Raw genomic sequence first — 15040 nt, 5'->3', positions numbered from 1 at the left:
TTCAAGCACACGTACTTTGAAAGCGAGTCCCCATGAGTTTGAAAGATCGCCTGCGCGAAGACAGCATCGTCCACCTGAAAGCAGGCAACGAGCTGGAGAAGACCACCCTACGCAATATCCTCAGCGCTATCGGCACTCGTGAGAAGTCAGGGAAGAACCCTAGCGAACTGAACGATCAGGACGTAGAGAATCTGTTGCGCAAGGAAGTTGGCAACCGCGAGGAAACCGCCGAACTGGCTGCCAAAGACGGTCGCGCCGAGCTAGCCGAACGTGAACTGGCAGAGGCAGCATTCATTTCTACCTACCTGCCAAAGCTGCTTGATGAAGCCGAAGCTCAGAGCATCGTTGACAGGGTGATGGCAGAACTGTCTGCTGATCACGAGTTGACCATGAAGGATATGGGACAGGCCATGAAACTGGTCGGTGCCGAGATCGCTGGCCGCTTTGACGGCAAGGCTGTATCGCAGATGGTTCGCGCCAAGCTCGGCTAGTAACGCCGAGAAGTAGTGATCAGGGTCGTTCTTCGGAACGGCCCTCTGTCATATCTTCCGTTGCGTAGGGCTAACGACGGCAGGGAACGGGTAGAAGAAATTGCCACTTAGAAAATCTAACTCGGAATTTTGGGGCAATATTTCCAGTAAGAGACCTTAGCTAGCTACTTCTCCCGCGGGCCCGTTGGACTCAACATCTTTGCCAAAGCCAAGATCCGCACGACTTCCCGCGACCCGGCCGGCCAGGGCAGCGTTCAAGCTACCGGAGGCTGCGCGGTTACGGCTGCGACGCAAGGACGGATATTTTTCGCTGACAAATTCGTCAACCTGTTCCTTACGACTAACGAGCACAAGTTCGGTACCACTGCCGCTGTGTTCGCTTTCCTCTTGGTAGAGCCCGCGAATGCGCTCAGCAACTTGCAGATAAAAACTTCGCTGGAATTCACGGCGCTCAATGACCTTTTCAGAATCGGTTCGATCCCAAGCGATGTGTCTGCCTTCTTCACTCCACCAGTGACTCATCGCGAGGCTTGCCTGAATGACTAATGAGGAGAACAAGTTTTTCACGGTACTGACGTCTGACTCGTGACCAATGATGTACAAACGACAGAAGTTCGAATAGTTCGTTTGCAGCAGTGTCACGGTGCGGAAAGCATGCCCGACGGTAGCTAGCCCGTCGCGTTGTCCTAAGCGGTAGGTACCTCTCATATCGAAGCGTTCTTCAATGATCGGTTCTTTTTTCTTGTCCGGGCCGGTGGCCATCGCATCAAGTTCTGCGCGGCCAATACCGTAACGAACCATGAGGCGCTCAGCATGCTCTTGGAAGGTCTGGGCTTCAGCGGGGAAGTTGGTGTTTTCAGCCTTATTAAGCAGTAACGCGATGCGTTCTTTGAGTCGCTGAAGCTTGTGTTCAGAGGTGCTCATGACGCCTTCTTTCCGGGCTTTGCTTCGGGCAACGAAGCGAGTTTTGTGGGTTCATTGCCCCAGTGTGGCAGGAGAGTGAAAATACTGCTTGACGGGCTGTGGGTAACTGTTTGGCAACGACTCTAGCCGGTAGTGATATCCGCGCGTAGAGTGAAGGCACCAAGCAGGTCCAGCATGCCCCGCGACCCTGGTTCGGGGCCATTTGAGAAGAGGTTCTGATGGGTGATTTTCGGACGTACACCATGGAAGAGCGGGGCACTTACTTAGCTCCTTCCTGCCAACGTTGTGGACAGCATCGCCACATCGTGTGGGAAAAAGTTGAAGGCACCGAAACCTACAGGCCACGTGATGCTGGATGCTCCAATGAGGCCTGCACTGCCTAGGTGCAGATGAATCAACCCATCACTCAGGTGCTTAGTTCAACCGAATCCCCAACGCCTGTGAAATGCGTTCGGAAGCGTTGGTGAGCACCTGGGCGATGTGCTTCTCATCCAACTCTAGTGGCGGATAGATGACCGCGATGGCTGCCGGTTTATTCTGCGGCAACAACAGCGGAACCGCAATGGAGGTCAGGCCCGGGATAACTTCGTCGTGACTGGATTCAAAGTCCCTTGCTGGATACTGTTCTGGGTTCAGTTGCGAACGGATCACTCGGCCAGGTGCACCATTATCAATGGGGTGACGAGTGCCGGGGCGTTGAGCCACCGTGGCATCGGCCATCCGGGGTTCCGCGGTACTCAAGGTGACAGCAGCTTCACCATCAAAGACCACCAGTATGGCGGTCATGCGCAGTTCATCAGAAACCGTGGCCAAGTGCGGCGCCGCTGCGGACTGCAACGACTTGGCGACATTGCGTGCCAGTGCGCCGAGGCGTGCTCCGAGTTCAAGATCGCCTGAGGCCAAGCGTTCTACAAAGCCGTACTGTTCAAAGGTCTTGACCAGGCGGTAGGCCATGGAGCGGTGGATCCCGAGCTGCGTGGCAAGCTCAGCGACACTCAGTGGCCTCTGCGATTCACCGATGAGGGTCAGCGCTTCGAGTCCGCGGCCCAAAGTTTGGGACCCGCCTTCGGTGGATTTGGTCATAACTTCATCTTTTCATCTCGTCCGCGCCTTGAGCGACAAGCTACTTACTCGTCCGAACTATATTTGCTCACAGCCTAGCTCAATGCTTTGGCATGGCTTGCTTTGAACTTAATCAGAAGCCAAAGGCCCGCCCCACCAAAACTTGGTGAGACGGGCCTTATCTGCGAAGCATGACCGAAAGGAAGCTGTTAGCGGATGGGCGGATCGGCTGGCAACAGGTGCTCGCCGGTTCGGTCCGTAGCCAGTGCCAGTGAGGAGATGTACTGCAGTTCTCCGTTCGGACCAGGGACCGCCGAGGCCAGCATGTCTGGACGCTCGAAGCGCAAACCGGTCACGCAGCAGGTGTAGAGCTCATCGCTCGGGTTGCCTTCAGCATCTAGTAGTGGGCTGTTGATACCGTCGTCGCTGCGGCGCAGGTAGTAGCGTCCCTTGGTGACGATGGCCAAAATCGGTGGCAGGAACAAGGCCAGAGCTACGGCTACCAGTGGGCTGAACGGCTGGAGCTCAGGGCCGAGCAGTCCGAAGAAGACCGCGATGGAAGCGATGGCGGAGACCAGCATCGAAACGAAGCCCACCGGATTGACCGCGTAAAGCATGCCACGACGGAATTCTGGCACCTTGGGGGAGAGCTTAAGCAGGTACTTGTTGATCGCAATGTCGCTGGCCACGGTGACCACCCAAGCCATCGCGCAGTTCGCGTAGAAGCCAAGCACGGTATTGAGGAAGTCGAACATATTCGATTCCATCAGGATCAGGGCGATGCCCAGATTGACCAGCACGAAGACCATGCGGCCGGGATAGGTTTTGGTCACGCGGGTAAAGGAGTTGGTCCAGGCCAGTGATCCCGAGTAGGCGTTGGTGACGTTGATCTTGATCTGCGAGATGACCACAAGAACCACGGCCAAGCTCATGGCCAACCAGGCCGGCATCATTTCACGGTAGACACCGAGGAACTGGTGCACCGGCTCGTCCGCGGTAGCCGAGGCCTGCGGATCCAGCGTGGCAATCAGGTAGACAGCAATGAACATACCGGTGATCTGTTTGATCGCACCGAAGATGACCCAACCCGGTCCGCCAAGAATCACGGCGGTCCACCATTTGCGTGCGTTGGCTGAAGTTTTTGGTGGCATGAATCGCAGGTAGTCGATCTGTTCTGCGATCTGCGCCATCAGCGAGAGGCAAACACCGGCGGCCAGCATGGCCGAGGCGAAGTTCACGCCCTCGCCGGTGCCCTGTGCGCCGGCGTAGTTCACAAAGGTATCTACGGATTCGGGGTGGCTAGCCACAAGATACACCATGGGTACGACCATCAGGATGAGCCAGAGCGGCGTGGTCCACACCTGTAGTTTGGCCAAAGTCTTCATGCCGTAAATAACCAGCGGGATGACCATAAGCGTTGAAATTGCATAACCCAGCGCCTTAGGGATTCCGAGTCCCAGCTCCAGACCCTGGGCCATGATGGCACCTTCTAAAGCGAAGAAGATAAAGGTAAAGGTCGCGAAGATGACATTGCTGACGATTGAACCGTAGTAGCCGAACCCGGAGCCACGGGTGATCAAATCCAGATCGAGGTTGTAGCGGGCCGCATAGTAGGCCAGCGGGAATCCGGTAACGAAGATGATGACCGCTGCGATGAGCACACCGGTAATTGCGCTCGCCGTTCCGTGGGCCAAAGCGATATTCGCGCCAATGGAGAAGTCCGCGAGGTAAGCGATACCGCCCAGTGCGCTGGTGGCCACTACCGAAGGAACCCATCGACGGTAGGAGCGTGGGGCAAAGCGGAGGGTGTAATCCTCTAAAGATTCCTTGGCCGCGTTCAGTTGGTCTTGCCCGGCAGTAGCGCCGGTGACTACCGATGCCTGCTGTTGTTCATTCGTCGCTGTCATGTTTCTCAGCTTATGGATCTGATGTTTCGCCGATTGCCGTCGTTCTGTGTCCGGCACGTAAATTACGTCCACCCCACGTGAACCCTTGGTTACGTGAGTGACTGCCCAACTCCGTGTGCAGTCTGATTTATGGCTCACGGTTGTTTGCTCAGGAAAGAGGTCAAGGAGCATGGTGTAAGTGGTCGCATGAAGCTACACTTGTTTCTATAGTTAGAACAGTGTCGCAATTATAGAGACAATGACGTTTTGCGGCACAGAACTAGGAGTCGGGTAATGCAGATTCACCACCGGGGATATGTTTCGGGGGATCCACGCGTCAAAAAGGCCGCAGGTTATGGAATCAATCGATCAACAGATATTCCTGATCAAATGGACGTGCTGATTGTTGGCACCGGCCCGGCCGCCTCCGTGGTGACCGCTCAGCTTTCTCGCTTCCCTAGCATCAACGCTCGCGCCATCGAATTACGCCCCGGTCGCCTCGACGTAGGACAGGCCGACGGGATCCAAGCCCGTTCAGTGGAAACATTCCAAGCTTTCGGCTTTGCCAATGAAGTTATTGAAGAGGCCTACCGCAATGTGGAGATGTGCTTCTGGACCCCTGATCCGGAAAATCCAGCGAACATTAAACGTCACTCACGGGCAGCCGATGACGCCAACGGCATTAGCGAATTCCCTCATATCTATGTGAATCAAGCACGCATCCTTGACTACTTCCTGCGTGATGCAGAACGTGCCCCGGGCAAGATCACCCCGGACTACGGTGTGGAATACCTCGGCTGCGAAATCGACCCCAGCGCCGAGTACCCGGTGACCGCGACGATCAAATATGTTTCCGGTGAGCGTGCCGGTGAAGAGCGCACCGTCAAGGCTAAGTACTTGGTTGGTGGCGATGGTGCCCGCAGTCAGGTGCGCCGTTCGCTGGGCCACAAGTTGCATGGCGATTCGGCGTTGCATGCGTGGGGCGTCATGGATGTCATGGTGAATACCGACTTCCCGGACATTCAGGTTAAGTGCTCCATCCAGTCCCATGATGCGGGCAATATTCTTTTGATTCCCCGTGAGGGCGGCTATCTGGTCCGCTTCTACGTTGACCTAGGAGAGCTGAGCGCACAGGACGCTGGAGCCATCCGCAATACCCCGGTGGAAGACATTGTTGCCACCGCCAACCGCATCATCCACCCGTACACCATGGACGTGAAAAACGTCGCGTGGTTCTCTGTCTACGAGGTGGCGCACCGTATCACCGATGGCTTTGACGATGTCTCTGACCAAGAGCGTGGAACCCGTGCTCCGCACGCCTTCATCATGGGCGATGCCTGCCACACCCACTCGGCCAAAGCCGGTCAGGGCATGAACGTTTCCATTCAAGACGGCTTTAACCTCGGCTGGAAACTCGCCGCAGTGCTCGAAGGCCGTGCCCCCGAAGCGCTGCTAGATACCTACGCGGAGGAGCGCAAGGTGATTGCCCAGAATCTTATCGACTTCGACAAGGAGTGGTCCTCACGGATGGCCAAGTCGGTAGATGACTGGGAAGACCCGGACGAACTGGAAAAGTACTATCTGAAGACCATGGAATTTCCTGCCGGCTTCATGACGCAATACACCGAATCAGCCATCACAACCGGTATAGAACACCAGGAGCTGGCCGTTGGATTCCCGGTAGGTAAGCGCTTCAAATCGGCTGAGGTGATTCGCCGAGCCGATAACCGTTGGCAGCACCTGGGTCACCAGCACGAGGCCGATGGACGCTGGCGCGTTTATTCTTTCGCTGATGCCGCAGCTCCTGCGCTTCAAGGCACGGCCATGGCTGACTTCGCTACTTGGTGGGAGGCGGATCTTGCTTCCCCGCGCAACCTCTACACTCCGGTTGAAGGAGATCAAGACGCGGTCTTTGATACCAAGGCGATCTACCAGCAGGACTACACCGAGGTAGAACTGCATGATGTGCCCAAGATCTTCCAGCCGCTGAAGGTGCCTTTTGGGCTGCACGACATCAACCAGGTATTTGCTGCCGGACATGGACGCGACATCTTCAGCGAACGGGAAATCAACCGCGATGGTGCCATCGTCGTGGTTCGGCCGGATCAGTATGTCGCAGGCATCTTCCCGCTGGATGCCCGTGAGGAAATCAGCGAGTTCTTCGCCCGGAACATGCTGCCTGTGAGCGATCCTCAGACCTGAATTGGCGGGTCGGGTAATATCTACGGACCGCTGGCTCCATGAGAAGTGCATGGAGCAAGTGGTGCTACTGATTTCGGAAGCTGGTATCTAGCCGCAGCAAGAAGCAACTACGTTCTGGCAGGATGATCTGAAGAGAACGCTGTACCGAGCCGTGGCGTCAGTTCAAGAGTTCGTTGACAGCTCTCTACGGCTACTTGTGCACACAATTTGAGGCTTGCCCCGATCAAACGGGCATAACCCTGAGAGCATGAATTAAAAGCAGAACCCCGGCCGTCTGATCGGTCTACTAAACGACTACAGGGACGGTTCCGGGGCTGTTCTCTTCCTTTCTAGCTGAGGTGGGGACAACAGTCCGATGTTCAGTCTTGGCACTTTTACGAGTTTCGTTTTGGGGCTGCACACCTCAAATACTTTCCAATTGAATGTCATGACGTTCAAGGTCAAGCAATGCTCCCTTACAAATGGAATTCCGTTACCCGCGGCAGTTGGTGAATCGCTGTGCGACATGTTCTCTCTGAACGGTCCAAACAACGCGGGCCGATGTCAGGCACAGTCCCAGACCCGACGCCCGGCAACTCGTCCTGTCCTACGGGGCTGATATTCTCTGGGGCATGAACGTGTTATTTGATTCCTTGCCGATACGCCGAATCTCAGAGCATCCCAAAGAGCCCATGGATCGTTCCGATTGGGCGGCTCAAATCCCAGCGGTACAACAAGTCTTGGACGAAGGTCTGGACTTGGGACAGCTGACCGTGTTGGTTGGTGAAAACGGTGCCGGCAAGTCAACCCTGGTTGAAGGCATCGCGGCGGCCTTCGGGCTGAATCCAGAGGGCGGAACTCGCGATTCCATGCACCATACACAAATGACCGAATCAGGGTTATCTTCGCACCTGCAATTAGAACGCGGAGCCGGGGCTTCGAAGGCAGGGGTCTTTTTGCGTGCCGAAACCATGCATGGGCACTTCGCCTATTTGGGTTCCGTCGGCTCGCGCGGCAAGCACAACTTCCAGAGCCATGGTGAATCCTTCATCGAATTCTTCACTCAACGCTCCAGCGTCAACGGGCTCTGGGTTTTTGACGAAGCCGAATCCGCGCTCTCCTTTAACGGCTGCCTGATGTTGCTCTCGCACATTTCCGATCTGCTGCGCAGCGGATCCCAAGTCATTCTCTCCACCCACTCACCCATTCTCGCCTCGCTGCCGCAGGCAAAAATTTACGAAATCGGCCAGTGGGGGATCCGCCCGGCCAGTTATGACGACTTGGAAATGGTCAGTAACTGGCGTTTATTCCTTGATGCACCAGGACGCTACCTGCGCCACTTTGACGCGTAGGTTCATCGAATTGCCCTTCAGTTATTGAGGCAGGCGCTCTTCCCCTAAGCTTTAAGCAAAGGACAACGAAGGGACGCACCATGGCACAGAAGCGCTCAATTTGGGCTCGAATGTTCGGAATCGGCAAAGCCAACGCCAACGCGACACTGGACGCCCTCGAGGATCCAAAGAAGATGCTGGACCAGACGGTCCGCGACTACACCAACAACATTGCTCAGGCAGAGCAGGCCGTTGCCCAGACCATCGGCAACCTGCGCATGGCCGAGGACGACTACGCCAAGCTACAGCAGGAATCCACCGAGTGGGGTTCAAAGGCCGTCGCTGCCTCCAATAAGGCTGATGAATATGCTGCCGCAGGAGATGCGAACAGCCAGCAGAAGTTCAACCAGCTAGCCACCGTTGCTATCCAGCGACAGATGGATGCTGAGAAGAAAGCTACTTCGCTGCAGTCGACCATCGCCACCCAGCGCGACGTCGTAGATAAGCTCAAGACCGGTCTGAACACCATGCAGGCCAAGCGCCAGGAACTGGTGGCCAAGCGCGATGAGCTGGTGGCTCGTGCACGCAATGCCAAGACTCAGAACCAGATGATGGACACCATGAAGGCTTTGGACTTCAACGATCCATCCAGCGAAATCAGCCGTTTTGAGCAGAAGATCCGTCAGGACGAGGCCAAGGTTCGTGGTGCTCAGGAACTCGCAGCTTCGTCGCTTGACGCGCAGTTTGCTCAGCTTGAAGATCTGGGTGCGGCTTCCGAAATTGATGCCCGTTTGGCTGCGCTGAAGTCCAACAACAATCCTCAAGATGTCATCGAGCAGGCACCGGCTGATCCTCAGCTGGAAGCAGCTGCGCCAGATCTTTCAGAGGTTGAAGCACGTTTGGCTGCGCTGAAGAACAAGCAGGCCTAAGCTTTTCTTTAGACACGAACAGCATGGGCTGCAGATGATCAAATCTGCAGCCCATGCTGTTTGTGTTCTCGGATTAGTTATTCCAAGGACCAGGGCCAGAATCCTGTGGATGGAAGGTGGCATTGCCGGCCGAAACATTGACCGAGATCTTATTCGGTGAATCCATATCCGTTGCTAGTTTGTTGCTCACGTCCCCGGCTGAGACATCTTGACGCAGGTCATAGGTGACGTCGGGGAGCTCAAGTTCCAAGGAACCGGCGCTGACTTCAGCGTTGATTTGTTTCGGTGCCTTGCCGGATAGGGTGCCTTGAAGCTGCCCTGCGGAAATATCAAAGTCAGCTTGTTCAACATCCTCTAAGGACACTTCAGCGTCTCCTGCTCCGATCTGCACTTTGGCGTTCTTCGCTGTTCCGGACAAGTCCAAAGAACCTGCACCAACTTCAACCTCGAGATTCTTATAGGAACCGACAGCATTAAGTTCACCGGCGGAGAGGTCAAAGTAGGCATCCATACTTCCATCATTCATGGATTCAGGTAGCGTGAGCACCGCTTTGTTTTCATAGGAACTGCAGCCAAAGAAGCACCAGTTGCCCCATGAATCCGGTGAATCAACGGATAACTTGTTTCCCTCGCGCTTGAGCTGCCATTCCTGAGAATCTGAGCTATCCACTTCCAACGTAGCTTCTTGGACCTTGGCAAAGTGCAGATCAAAGCGTCCAGAACCGGCACTAATTTCTAAGTTGGTGACACCGGCAATGTCGGCACTCTGTGTGGAGTTTTCACGGCTCAAGGTGGCAAAGGCGCTACGTGCGGAGCTGATCAACAAGGTGAGGATCACCAGCGCACCGATCACAGCGAGAATGATATTCAGTGCTGTGCCGTTGCCGTTGGACGTAGGGGGAATCGGTGGCCTCGCGGTGGTTTGTGTATCAGTCATGATCCGTTCCGATCTGTGTGGTTGGTGCCCAGGTTTTGTATATGTGCCAGGGCGGCCAGCACACGCCGGTTGCCCGTTCCGTCGGCCTCTAAGCCGAGCTTCTGGAAGATGGAGGTGATGTACTTTTCAACGCTGGCTTCCGAGAGGAAAAGCAACGCAGCAATTGCTTGGTTGGATTTTCCCTCGGCCACCGCGGCCAGGACACTGCGTTCCCTATCGGTCAGTCGTTGCATTCGGTCATCATGATTGCGGCGAGTTAATAGCTGAGCGACAACTTCCTGATCCAAAATAGTGCTGCCGGCAGCGATCTGTTCCAACGACGCAATGAACTCACTCACATCAGCCACCCGGTCCTTGAGCAGGTAGCCAATGGCCCCTGACTGAGTGGAAATCAGCTCCGAAGCGTAACGCTCCTCAACGTATTGGGAGAGCACCAGCAACGGCAGATCCGGATAGACTTTGCGCACTTCAAGAGCTGCTCGGATGCCTTCATCGGTGTAGCTCGGCGGCAGCCGAACATCCAAGATGGCGATCTGTGGGAAGTCTTCGGCATCCACCGATTCCAAGAAACTCATTAGCCCGGTGGCGTCGGGCAGATCCACAACCACGCGGTGACCGCTGTGATCCAGCAAGCGCACCAGTCCTTCGCGCAGCAGCACCGAATCCTCACAAATTAGTACGCGCATGGCACGCTCACTTCCACTGTTGTTGGTCCGCCGGCCGGACTTTGCAGAAGCAGGGTTCCACCGGCTGCCAGCACCCGGTTGTTGATTCCATCTAATCCGCCACCGGCAGTGATGTGTGCGGAGCCCACGCCGTTGTCTTCAACTCGCGCCCACAAATGTGGCTGACCGTTGGTTTCGCGCACCCTTACGGTTACTTGGCAGCGTTGGGCTCGTGAGTGTTTGGCCGAGTTGGTCAAGGCCTCAGCGATGGCGAAGTACACGGCTGCTTCTGCCACCCGCGGGTAGCGACCTTCTAACTGCACATCAAGCTGGACCGGAATATGTGAACGTCCGGCCACCGCCGAGAGTGCTGCGTCCAGGCCACGATCATCGAGCACTGAGGCGTAGATGCCTCGGGTCAGTTGACGTAGCTCGGTGATGGCGGACTTAGTGGAGGCATGAGCTTCGGCCACCAGCTCTTTGGCCTGTTCGGGGTTGGAATCGATCTGCTGATGCGCCAACCCCAAGGTCATGGCCACGGAGACCAATCGCGGCTGGACACCATCGTGTAGGTCGCGTTCGATCCTGGTGCGTTCCACCTCGGCGGCACGCACCGCACCTTCCCGCTGTACCGCGGTGCTGCGCACTCGTTCGGTGAGCTCGGTTTCGCGGGCCAAGGATCCGATGATGCCAACGGTGATACTGCGGTGCAGGAAAGCTGTAGCGATGATTATGCCTGCTCCGGCGATGGCCAGAAGCATCAGCCACGGGGCCTGGTTGACAGGAGTGTCCACGTTGAACGGTCCGGACACTGTGTCTGTGCCGGTGAGCGGAGCGAAGGAAAGAATCGCGAAGTGCACACTCCACTGCAAAACTCCGAGCATGATGGTGCCGGTGATGCAGGAAAGTACCAAGCTGCCCAGAGCCGCCCACATGCGTGATTCGGAGACCGCCCGGCCAAGGGTGCGGATAAAGCCGCCAAAGTCTGGACCGCGTCGGGCCGGCCAGCGCAGTGGCACCGCATCAATGCCGTACAGTCCGCCGATTCGTGAAATTTCAAAACGAGCCACAACAAACATCGCGCCGAGCAGGCCAGCAAGTACCAGCAGGCCAATACCGAGTAGCGGAACGAGACCAATTCCTACCGCCAGCCAGGTAACCAGTAGCCCTAGGCCGATGACACCAAAAGTGCCCATCACTGCTAGATGCAGCAGCGTGAAGCCTAATCTCAGTGGTGGGCGGGAGCGCGTAGCTCCCGGTGAAGACAGTGATGTCGAAGTCATAATTCAACAGTAGATTGCACAGATCAGCGCCGATACACAGGGAACCATACAAGTTCATTATGGAAAACCCGAAGTAGTTGGCATCAGCGACGCGGTGGCCGGCTGATGGCCATGGCTGATCATGCGAAAGGTCTTTTGGACTGCGTGCTGATTCCAGCATTTACCCGGTGTTCAACTCGAATGTGAACGCCATGCACATTGACCCAATAGCGTCATTAGTATGGGACGGCTATTTATGGCGCTAGGTGATTCTTTCACCGAAGGAGTAGGGGACTGGGAGCCACGGTTGCCTAACGGGGTGCGCGGCTGGGCGGACCGCGTGGCCAAACAGCTGTCTAAGGCTGATCCGCAATGGCAATATGTGAACCTGGGGATTCGCAGTCGCAGGCTTGAACAAATCATTGAAGAGCAGATCCCTGTGGCCCTTGAGCTCAAGCCGGACGTGATCACTTTTTACGCTGGCGGAAACGACATCTTAGAGTTCCGCAAAGACATGAGATTTTTCCTTGAACGATATTCGCAGGCAGTGGATGACCTAGTCTCCACCGGGGCCAAAGTACTGTTGTTCACCGGATTTGATATCCCAGTACATCCGGTGCTGGCACCGTTTAAACGTCGCAACTGGCGGTTTAATGACTGCGTGCGTACGTTGGCGCAAAAGTATCCGGAGAGTGTCGTGCTGGTGGATTACTGGCAATGGGATGCCTACCGAGACCGGCGCATGTGGGATATCGACAAGCTGCATATGAATCGTGCGGGCCATCGTTATATGGCCATCCGAATTCTTGAGATTTTAGAGTCTGAGCACCAGTTGGAATTTGATCCGCTGGCACATGCCGAGCGCGCGGGATTCTGGCAGGCCACCCAGCGGGACGTGGAGTGGTTGCGACAATGGGTGCTACCAATGTTTGGTCGACGGATGCGCGGAGTGACGTTGGGGGACGAGCTTGCACCACGTTGGCCAGAACCCATGTACCCGGCCAAGGGCATGAAAAAACAATTCCGCAAGCGCCGCGCCTCGTTCGTGGCGCAGCCTTTGCGGAATTCAGAAGTTTCTTGAGTACTTAGCCTGCTGGAGCTTCCATGGCTTCAGGGCTCATCCAAGCAATTTCCCACACGTGTCCGTCAGGGTCCTGAACTGCTGCCTGATACATGCCCGGGAATGGTTCGCTGGCTGGACGGTAGGTCTTGCCGCCGCCGGCCTGAGCGCGGGAGACAAAATCATCCACGCCTTCACGAGTCTCGGCGGTCAGGGAATTGAGTGCTTCGCGGAATCCTGAATCCAGTCCTGGCTTATCGCCATTGACTAGGAAAGTAGCGAAGAATTCTTGCTTCAAGCTCATCACAAAGATGTTTTCATCGATAACCCACGAGGTTGCATGATCATCGGAGAAGGTGGGGTTCTTGGTGAATCCAAGCGCTTCGTAGAACTTGTCTGCTGCGGCCAGATCTGCGGTTGGCAGATTGACGAAAATCATTTGTCCCATGGTGATGCTCGCTTGTCTCTATGCGGGTGATATCTAACGGCAAGATCTACTTTGCGGGATGCTGCCAGCTAGATCAAGTGCTTTGCCTCAACTGCCATGGACAAAGCACAAGACCTCGACCCGAACACATTAGATGTGTTCGTGATCGAGGTCTTGGAAGCACCCTGAATGCAGTGTGGGATTAGGGTCTTTGGTACTGAAAGTTAGATGAGCGCAGTGGTGATTTCCAGCGGGATGCGATCCCGGGTGTAGGTGATGTGGTCGAAGCCGTGTGGCTGTGGCTTACCGTCTTCACCGATATTCACAAACACGATCTTTTCGATGGTCAGGATTGATTCCTGAGTGAAGATGTTGCGTACTTCTGCACGCAAGGTGATCGAGGTGCGACCGAAGTCGATGGCCGTGAGGCCCATTTCAATGAGGTCGCCTTCCTTAGCCGAAGCAATGAAGTTGATCTCGGACATGAACTTGGTGACAACATGCTTGTTGCCCAGCTGGATGATGGAGTAGATCGCCGCTTCTTCATCAATCCATCGCAAGAGGCTACCGCCGAATAGCGTGCCGTTTGCATTCAGATCTTCTGGGCGAACCCACTTACGCGTATGAAAAGTAATACCCTTAGCCATACTCAAAATGCTAAGTCAGATACGGGTCATTGCGCTGTTATGTGATCCACACTGTCGCCGAAAACACATAGCCTTACCGTGGAACCGGGCCTTGTGCTAGCGATAGCGTTCTTTAGGTTGCGACTTTTGGTGCCAATAGGCAGAGCTGTTGGTAGTCTCAAGTCAGATAGGCATGATTAGGCATTTTTTAGAAGCAGAGGCAGGTGGCATTGAACTATCCTTCGGAAGGCAATAACGAGACCATTCCTACGGATTTTGACGACGTAGTTCAGCAGGTATCTACCGGTGCGCTGAAAAATGACCAAATCGACAAACTGCTCAAAGAAGCCCATGAACGTTACGCAGATGTAGATGAAGGCCTGCTGGCGCACTACATTCCGATTCTCGGACAAGCGGACCCTGGACTCTTCGGTATCGCTATGTCGCACGTGGGTGGCTCGATGCACTCGGTGGGCGACTGCGCTCATCCATTCTCCATTCAGTCGATTTCTAAGATGTTCGTTTACGCGCTGGTCCTTCAGGAACATGGGCGCGAAACGGTTCGCGAACGCATTGGCGTGAACAACACCGGAATGTCCTTCAACTCGGTGATGGCTGTTGAACTCAATAATGGGCACCCAATGAATCCGATGGTTAATGCTGGCGCAATTGCCACCACCTCGTTGATTCCGGGAAAGACGGCAGCCAAAAAGTGGGAGAACGTGCAGGAAGGTCTCTCCGCTTTTGTTGGTCACTCGCTGAGCTTGGATGACGAGGTGTATCACTCCGAGTCCTTAGCCAATGAGCGCAACAAGGCTTTGGGACGTCTGCTCAAAAGCTATGGTCGGCTAGAGGATGACCCGTTCGACGCCGTGGATGTTTACACAAAGCAGTGCTCACTGAACGTCACGGCACATGACCTAGCCATCATGGGCGCAACCCTGGCCGATGGCGGGGTGAATCCGGTGACCGGCAAACGAGTGGTGGATGCCGATGTTTGTCGCGATACCTTGGCTGCGGTGGCATCCAACGGACTATATGAGCGCTCCGGTGAATGGCTCTTTGAAATTGGTTTGCCAGCAAAGTCTGGTGTTTCCGGTGGCATCGTTGCAGTGGCCCCGGGTAAGGGTGCTATTTGCTCGTTCTCACCACCTCTAGATATGGCCGGAAACTCGGTGCGAGCTCAGTTGGCTATCGGTCAGCTTTCGCGTGCCATGGGTTTGAACCTCTTCGCTTCTGCGCCCAGCCTACTGCGCTGA

14 protein-coding genes are annotated in these 15040 nt (G+C 55.5%); 6 read left to right on the top strand and 8 right to left on the bottom strand.

Features of this window, described 5'->3' with window-relative positions; all coding sequences use genetic code 11:
- Positions 1-32: 32 nt before the first annotated feature.
- Positions 33-491: a GatB/YqeY domain-containing protein gene (locus ACT3RW_RS15180; protein ID WP_262199203.1), complete on the top strand. Its 459-nt coding sequence runs from the start codon at positions 33-35 to the stop codon at positions 489-491.
- A 156-nt stretch (positions 492-647) separates the two neighbouring features.
- Here ACT3RW_RS15180 and ACT3RW_RS15175 read toward each other — a convergent pair whose 3' ends face one another.
- The 3 genes from ACT3RW_RS15175 to ACT3RW_RS15165 all read right to left on the bottom strand — a co-directional run bounded on the left by ACT3RW_RS15175 (position 648) and on the right by ACT3RW_RS15165 (position 4384).
- Positions 648-1415: a DUF2786 domain-containing protein gene (locus tag ACT3RW_RS15175; protein ID WP_262199204.1), complete on the bottom strand. Its 768-nt coding sequence runs from the start codon at positions 1413-1415 to the stop codon at positions 648-650.
- A gap of 414 nt (positions 1416-1829) precedes the next feature.
- On the bottom strand, positions 1830-2498 hold the full coding sequence (locus ACT3RW_RS15170) for an IclR family transcriptional regulator (RefSeq protein ID WP_262199205.1): 669 nt from the start codon (positions 2496-2498) through the stop codon (positions 1830-1832).
- Positions 2499-2686: 188 nt separating this feature from the next.
- Entirely contained in the window at positions 2687-4384 is a 1698-nt protein-coding gene (locus tag ACT3RW_RS15165) for a purine-cytosine permease family protein (RefSeq protein ID WP_444614338.1), read from the bottom strand.
- A 273-nt stretch (positions 4385-4657) separates the two neighbouring features.
- Between ACT3RW_RS15165 and ACT3RW_RS15160 the strand changes: the two genes are divergently transcribed.
- From ACT3RW_RS15160 to ACT3RW_RS15150, 3 genes are all read left to right on the top strand, one after another.
- Complete coding sequence (locus tag ACT3RW_RS15160; RefSeq protein ID WP_444614337.1) at positions 4658-6565, top strand: FAD-dependent monooxygenase; 1908 nt, start codon at positions 4658-4660, stop codon at positions 6563-6565.
- A 671-nt stretch (positions 6566-7236) separates the two neighbouring features.
- On the top strand, positions 7237-7896 hold the full coding sequence (locus ACT3RW_RS15155) for an AAA family ATPase (RefSeq protein WP_444614336.1): 660 nt from the start codon (positions 7237-7239) through the stop codon (positions 7894-7896).
- Between the two features lie 80 nt (positions 7897-7976).
- Positions 7977-8804 (top strand): PspA/IM30 family protein, encoded by an 828-nt coding sequence (locus tag ACT3RW_RS15150; RefSeq protein ID WP_444614335.1) that lies wholly within the window; start codon positions 7977-7979, stop codon positions 8802-8804.
- 73 nt (positions 8805-8877) lie between these two features.
- Here ACT3RW_RS15150 and ACT3RW_RS15145 read toward each other — a convergent pair whose 3' ends face one another.
- Genes ACT3RW_RS15145 through ACT3RW_RS15135 form a run of 3 tightly spaced genes read right to left on the bottom strand, consistent with a single transcriptional unit; the run spans position 8878 to position 11689 of the window.
- A complete protein-coding gene (locus ACT3RW_RS15145) occupies positions 8878-9741 on the bottom strand; it encodes a DUF4097 family beta strand repeat-containing protein (RefSeq protein WP_444614334.1) in 864 nt (287 codons plus the stop codon).
- Positions 9738-10427: a response regulator transcription factor gene (locus ACT3RW_RS15140; protein ID WP_444614333.1), complete on the bottom strand. Its 690-nt coding sequence runs from the start codon at positions 10425-10427 to the stop codon at positions 9738-9740. The genes ACT3RW_RS15145 and ACT3RW_RS15140 overlap by 4 nt, the downstream gene beginning before the upstream one ends.
- Positions 10415-11689 carry a sensor histidine kinase gene (locus ACT3RW_RS15135; RefSeq protein ID WP_444614332.1) on the bottom strand — a complete coding sequence of 425 codons (1275 nt, stop codon included), beginning with the start codon at positions 11687-11689 and terminating at the stop codon, positions 10415-10417. Before ACT3RW_RS15135 ends, ACT3RW_RS15140 begins: the two co-directional genes overlap by 13 nt.
- Before the next feature lie 235 nt (positions 11690-11924).
- Between ACT3RW_RS15135 and ACT3RW_RS15130 the strand changes: the two genes are divergently transcribed.
- Positions 11925-12749: an SGNH/GDSL hydrolase family protein gene (locus ACT3RW_RS15130; RefSeq protein ID WP_444614331.1), complete on the top strand. Its 825-nt coding sequence runs from the start codon at positions 11925-11927 to the stop codon at positions 12747-12749.
- A 4-nt stretch (positions 12750-12753) separates the two neighbouring features.
- On the opposite strand, the gene ACT3RW_RS15125 is transcribed toward ACT3RW_RS15130, so the two are convergent.
- Both ACT3RW_RS15125 and ACT3RW_RS15120 read right to left on the bottom strand, forming a co-directional pair.
- Entirely contained in the window at positions 12754-13176 is a 423-nt protein-coding gene (locus ACT3RW_RS15125) for a VOC family protein (protein WP_131089308.1), read from the bottom strand.
- Between the two features lie 203 nt (positions 13177-13379).
- The gene (locus ACT3RW_RS15120; protein ID WP_131089307.1) at positions 13380-13802 is read right to left on the bottom strand and encodes an acyl-CoA thioesterase; all 423 of its coding nucleotides are present in this window, start codon (positions 13800-13802) and stop codon (positions 13380-13382) included.
- A 209-nt stretch (positions 13803-14011) separates the two neighbouring features.
- Here ACT3RW_RS15120 and glsA point away from each other — a divergent pair, with 209 nt between their 5' ends.
- Positions 14012-15040 carry a glutaminase A gene (gene glsA / locus ACT3RW_RS15115; protein WP_131089843.1) on the top strand — a complete coding sequence of 343 codons (1029 nt, stop codon included), beginning with the start codon at positions 14012-14014 and terminating at the stop codon, positions 15038-15040.

Source organism: Glutamicibacter sp. AOP5-A2-18 (assembly GCF_052446055.1).
Taxonomy (GTDB): Bacteria; Actinomycetota; Actinomycetes; order Actinomycetales; family Micrococcaceae; genus Glutamicibacter.
Note: the sequence above shows the minus strand (reverse complement) of the source record. Positions and strands in the feature narration are given on the sequence as shown.

Bases quoted from the DNA above. Each gene is read 5' to 3' on its own strand.
- ACT3RW_RS15180 (WP_262199203.1), top strand. From the start codon at position 33: ATGAGTTTGAAAGATCGCCTGCGCGAAGACAGCATCGTCCACCTGAAA.
- ACT3RW_RS15175 (WP_262199204.1), bottom strand. From the start codon at position 1,415: ATGAGCACCTCTGAACACAAGCTTCAGCGACTCAAAGAACGCATCGCG.
- ACT3RW_RS15170 (WP_262199205.1), bottom strand. From the start codon at position 2,498: ATGACCAAATCCACCGAAGGCGGGTCCCAAACTTTGGGCCGCGGACTC.
- ACT3RW_RS15165 (WP_444614338.1), bottom strand. From the start codon at position 4,384: ATGACAGCGACGAATGAACAACAGCAGGCATCGGTAGTCACCGGCGCT.
- ACT3RW_RS15160 (WP_444614337.1), top strand. From the start codon at position 4,658: ATGCAGATTCACCACCGGGGATATGTTTCGGGGGATCCACGCGTCAAA.
- ACT3RW_RS15155 (WP_444614336.1), top strand. From the start codon at position 7,237: ATGGATCGTTCCGATTGGGCGGCTCAAATCCCAGCGGTACAACAAGTC.
- ACT3RW_RS15150 (WP_444614335.1), top strand. From the start codon at position 7,977: ATGGCACAGAAGCGCTCAATTTGGGCTCGAATGTTCGGAATCGGCAAA.
- ACT3RW_RS15145 (WP_444614334.1), bottom strand. From the start codon at position 9,741: ATGACTGATACACAAACCACCGCGAGGCCACCGATTCCCCCTACGTCC.
- ACT3RW_RS15140 (WP_444614333.1), bottom strand. From the start codon at position 10,427: ATGCGCGTACTAATTTGTGAGGATTCGGTGCTGCTGCGCGAAGGACTG.
- ACT3RW_RS15135 (WP_444614332.1), bottom strand. From the start codon at position 11,689: ATGACTTCGACATCACTGTCTTCACCGGGAGCTACGCGCTCCCGCCCA.
- ACT3RW_RS15130 (WP_444614331.1), top strand. From the start codon at position 11,925: ATGGCGCTAGGTGATTCTTTCACCGAAGGAGTAGGGGACTGGGAGCCA.
- ACT3RW_RS15125 (WP_131089308.1), bottom strand. From the start codon at position 13,176: ATGGGACAAATGATTTTCGTCAATCTGCCAACCGCAGATCTGGCCGCA.
- ACT3RW_RS15120 (WP_131089307.1), bottom strand. From the start codon at position 13,802: ATGGCTAAGGGTATTACTTTTCATACGCGTAAGTGGGTTCGCCCAGAA.